Source organism: Deinococcus pimensis DSM 21231 (assembly GCF_000519345.1).
GTDB lineage: Bacteria > Deinococcota > Deinococci > Deinococcales > Deinococcaceae > Deinococcus_A > Deinococcus_A pimensis.
In genome coordinates this window covers 30075-34123 of sequence record NZ_KI912656.1, presented here as the reverse complement: position 1 = coordinate 34123, position 4049 = coordinate 30075, and the positions used below count along the sequence as shown (strand labels likewise).

General features: G+C 72.7%; 3 protein-coding genes and 1 pseudogene. 3 read left to right on the top strand and 1 reads right to left on the bottom strand.

The features are described 5' to 3' along the window. Together DEIPI_RS31775 and aat are read left to right on the top strand one after the other, a co-directional pair. Positions 1-731 (top strand): M23 family metallopeptidase (locus DEIPI_RS31775; RefSeq protein WP_045234506.1); only part of this gene is annotated, 731 nt, incomplete at its 5' end. A 2-nt stretch (positions 732-733) separates the two neighbouring features. Continuing rightward, entirely contained in the window at positions 734-1318 is a 585-nt protein-coding gene (gene aat, locus DEIPI_RS0116110) for a leucyl/phenylalanyl-tRNA--protein transferase (protein WP_027482450.1), read from the top strand. 57 nt (positions 1319-1375) lie between these two features. Here the strand turns inward: aat and DEIPI_RS0116105 are convergent, their stop codons facing one another. Further along, positions 1376-3520 (bottom strand): S8 family serine peptidase, encoded by a 2145-nt coding sequence (locus DEIPI_RS0116105; protein ID WP_052351780.1) that lies wholly within the window; start codon positions 3518-3520, stop codon positions 1376-1378. Between the two features lie 232 nt (positions 3521-3752). Between DEIPI_RS0116105 and DEIPI_RS0116100 the strand changes: the two are divergent. Next, positions 3753-4049: pseudogene (locus DEIPI_RS0116100) on the top strand (phosphoglycerate dehydrogenase); the annotation flags it as partial.

Here is a 4049-nt window from a genome sequence, read left to right as displayed (position 1 = left end):
CCCGCGCCGCCGAGGCGCGCGTCCGCTTCCTCAGCGAGACCTCCGAGGACGTCCGCTCCCCCGCCGAGGACCTCGCGCCCTTCGGCGGCGCGGGCGCCTACACCGTCCTCGGGCGCGTCGTGCTCGGCCAGCGCCAGCCCGTCACGTACGAGGTGCGCCTCGGCGACCAGCGGCTCTTCGGCAAGATGACCGTCACGCCGCGCCGCGCGCCCGTCACGAACCTCAACCTCCCCGACGCGATCAGCAAGGTCCTCGACGATCCCAAGCGCGCCGACGAGGAGGCGCTCGTGGAGAAGCTCTACGCCCGGCGCACCCCGCAGGCCTGGACGAAGCCCTTCGCGGGCGTGCCCGGCGTGCGGCTCGTGTCCAGCACCTTCGGAAGCGCGCGCCGCTACGTCGCCGACGGCAGCGTGAAGTACCACTACGGCACCGACTTCCCCGCCGCGAAGGGCACCGCCGTCACCGCCGTGAACGACGGCACCGTCGTCATCGCGGGCTTCTACCCGGTGCGTGGCGGCCTCGTCGCGATCGACCACGGCGCGGGCGTCGTCAGCATGTACTTCCACCAGTCGAAGGTCCTCGTGAAGCCCGGCCAGCAGGTCACGCGCGGCCAGAAGCTCGGCGAGGTCGGCACGACCGGCCTCTCCAACGGCCCGCACCTGCACCTCGAGATGCGTGTCCGCGGCGAGGCCGTCGATCCCGCCGACTGGGTCGGAAAGCTGCTGCCCTGACGGTGAACGAGGGAGGCGCCCGTGACGACGTCGTCCGCGAGCTCCTCGCGGGCTACGCCTCGGGCGCCTTCCTGATGGACAACGGGGACGGCCTGCGCTGGTACTCCGTGCGCCGCCGCGCCCTCGTCCCGCTCGACGAACGCCTGCACGTCCCCCGCTCCCTGCGCCGCGCGACCGGCCGCTTCGAGGTGCGCCTCGACGCGGACTTCGCGGGCGTCGTGGACGGCTGCGCCCTGCGCGAGGAGACCTGGATCTCTCCCGAGCTGCGCGAGCTCTACCTGCTCCTGCACGACGCCGGGCACGCGCACAGCTTCGAGACCTGGCAGGAGGGCCGCCTCGCCGGGGGCGTCCTCGGCATCGTCGTCGGCGGCGCCTTCATCGGGGAGAGCATGTTCCACCACGTCACGGACGCGAGCAAGGTCGCGCTCGTGGAGCTCGCCCGGCACCTGCGCGCGCGCGGCTTCACGGTGTTCGACGCGCAGATCCAGAACCCGCACCTCGCGCGCTTCGGCACCTACGAGGTGGGCGAGCGCGAGTACGCCCGCCTCCTCGCGGACGCCGTCACGAGAGACGTCCGCTTCGACTGACGTGAGGGCAGGGGAAGGGGCCCGCCAGTGCGGGCCCCTTCCCCTGCCGTGACGGGCTCACCTGCGGACGATGGCCTCCAGGCTGCGCGCGAGGGCCGCGCCGTGCCCACCGGGCAGGGCCGTCGTGCCCTGGATGGGTTCGAGCGCGATGTCGACGCCCGAGCGGGTGGCGCGCACGAGCGGCCAGTCTCCGTTCTGGAGGTACAGCCCGAGGTAGTCGCCCTCCTCGATCTTCTCGTTGCCGTCCACGTCCTTCCAGGCGAACATCAGGTAGCCGGTGTCGGTGGGCAGATCGTCGAAGAGGTACGTGTCGTTCGCACGGTCGGCCGTGAGCTTGATCACCCACGAACGGTCCAGGTCGCAGTCGTCGGCGGCGGCGTCGTAGGCGCAGGCGAAGACGTACGTGTCCTTCACGCTGACGCTCGTCGCGGCGCCCGTCACGACCGTGAGGCTGGCCTGGCGGGTCAGCCCGCCGCCCGTCACCTTCACGACGAGGGGGTAGCTCCCGGCGGCCACGCTCGCCGCGACGTTCACGGTGACGCTGTAGCCCGCGGCGGCGGAGCCCGTGACGTTCGTGCTCACGCCCGCCGGAACGCCCGTCACGCTGACGGTGGGCTCGGAGGAGAAGGTGAGGCCGCCGCTCCTGACGACGCTCACGGACGCGCTGGCGCTCGCTCCGGGGCGCACGGTCAGGCTGGTGGGCGCGACCGCCACGCTGAAGTCGGGCGTGGTGGTGCTGCCGTCGAGCTGGGCGATCACGGTGGACGCGTTCACGAGGCCCGCGCCGCACCCGGCGGCGGTCACGGCGGTGTTGCCCGCCACGCACTGCGGGCCGGTCAGGGGGGTCGCGGTGCGCTTGAGCAGGTCGAGGGCGCGGACGCCCGTGAGGCCCGGGTCCCGCGCGGCCATCAGGGCGAGGATGCCCGCGACGTGCGGGGTCGCCATGCTGGTGCCGTTCTCCCAGACGTAGCCGAACTGCTGCCTGGCGTCGTCCCTGCCGAGGCTGAGGATGCCTTCCTCGACGGCGGTCTGCATGTCGCCGCCCGTGGCCATCACGTCCACCCGGGCGCCGTAGTTGGAGTACGACGCGCGCGCGCCGCTCGGGCCGGTCGCGCCGACGGTGATCACGCCGGAGCAGCCGGCGGGCACGAAGCCGCTGGCGTCCTTGTTCGAGTTGCCCGCCGCGACGACGACGATGGCGCCCGTCGCGACGACGCGGTTGATGGTGTCCTGATAGAGCGGCACCTGAGCGCAGGTGAGCTCCCCGCCGAGGCTCATGTTGATGACCTTCGCGGGGTTGGGGTTGTTCGGCACGCCGGCCACCGGGAGGCCCGCCGCCCACAGCATCGCGTCGGTGATGTCGGTGGTGGTGCCGCCCTGCGTGCCGAGCACGCGGACCGGGAGGATCTTCGCGCCCCAGCTGACCCCGGAGACGCCCACGCCGTTGTTCGTGGCGGCCGCGACGGTGCCCGCCACGTGCGAGCCGTGGTAGCTGGACTGCCCGCCCGGCGTGTCGCCCGGGTCGTTGGGGTCCGCGTCGCGTCCGTCGCCGTCGTTGGCGTTGCGCGGGTCGGTGATGAAGTCGTAGCCGGGCAGCAGCTTGCCCTGAAGGTCCGGGTGTCCGGTGAGGACGCCCGTGTCGATCACCGCGACCGTGACGGCGCGGTTCAGCCCCTTCTCGGCGTCCCAGGCGGCGGGGAGGTTCAGGGCGCGCAGGTGCCACTGTGAGGAGAAGCCGGGGTCGTTCGGCGTGGCGAGGGCCGACTGGAGGTAGTTCGGCTGGGCGTACTCCACGTCGGGACGCGCGGCGAGTTCACGTACGGCCGCGCTCGTGGCGGACGCGTTCGCGCCGGCACGGAACAGCGCGGTGTCCGCGTTGCCGAGGGCTCGGACACGCTGGAAGCTCACGCCTCCGGCGCTCAGCGCCGTCATGGACTGGGCGCGCACGCCGGGGCGGAACTTCACGACGACCTCACCGGGAACGAACGCGCCGGGCGCGACACCCGGCGCGGCCGTGGCGCGCGTGGCGGCCGGGGCGTTCGCCACGCTGACGGTCCCACCGATGCTGCCGGTCGAGGGCGTGTCGACGCCGCACGCCGCGAGCAGGGACGCGCCGATCAGGGCGGCCGCGCAGCCGCGCAGGGACGCGCGGAGCCTGGAGTGTCCGTGCGGCCCGGCGGGCCGCGTGTGTGCTTCGTTCATTCGTCCTCCTGAGCTCCGTGGGGGGAGCGTGAAGGCAGGATATCCACATGAGCATGACGCGGGAATGACGACGTGCCAGGCGCCTCCCGGGAGCGTGCGGGGGACTTCGTGCACTTCGTACACAAATGGGGTACATTGCCTCATGTCGCGTGTCCCGGATGTCCGTCCCTCCCTGGAGGCCCACGTTCCCGACTCGCCCGCGCAGGTCCAGCGCGTCCTCATCTGCGACGAGATGACGCCCGGTGAGCTGGATCACGACGGCTTCCACGTGGACTACGTCCCGAACATGCCGCGCGAGGAGGTCCTGCGCCGCCTGCCCGACTACGACGCCCTCATCACGCGCTCGCGAACCCGCGTGGACGCCGAACTCCTCGCGCACGGCCCGAGGCTGCGGGTGGTGGGGCGCGGCGGCGTCGGCGTGGACAACATCGACCTCGACGCGGCCTCGCGGCGGGGCGTGCTGATCCTCAACGCGCCCGAATCGAACAACGTGAGCGCCGCCGAGCTCGCCGTGGCGCACCTGCTCGCC

What these genes read in the sequence shown, in the direction of transcription:
- DEIPI_RS0116105 (WP_052351780.1), bottom strand. Translation starts at nt 3,520, where the DNA reads ATGAACGAAGCACACACGCGGCCCGCCGGGCCGCACGGACACTCCAGG.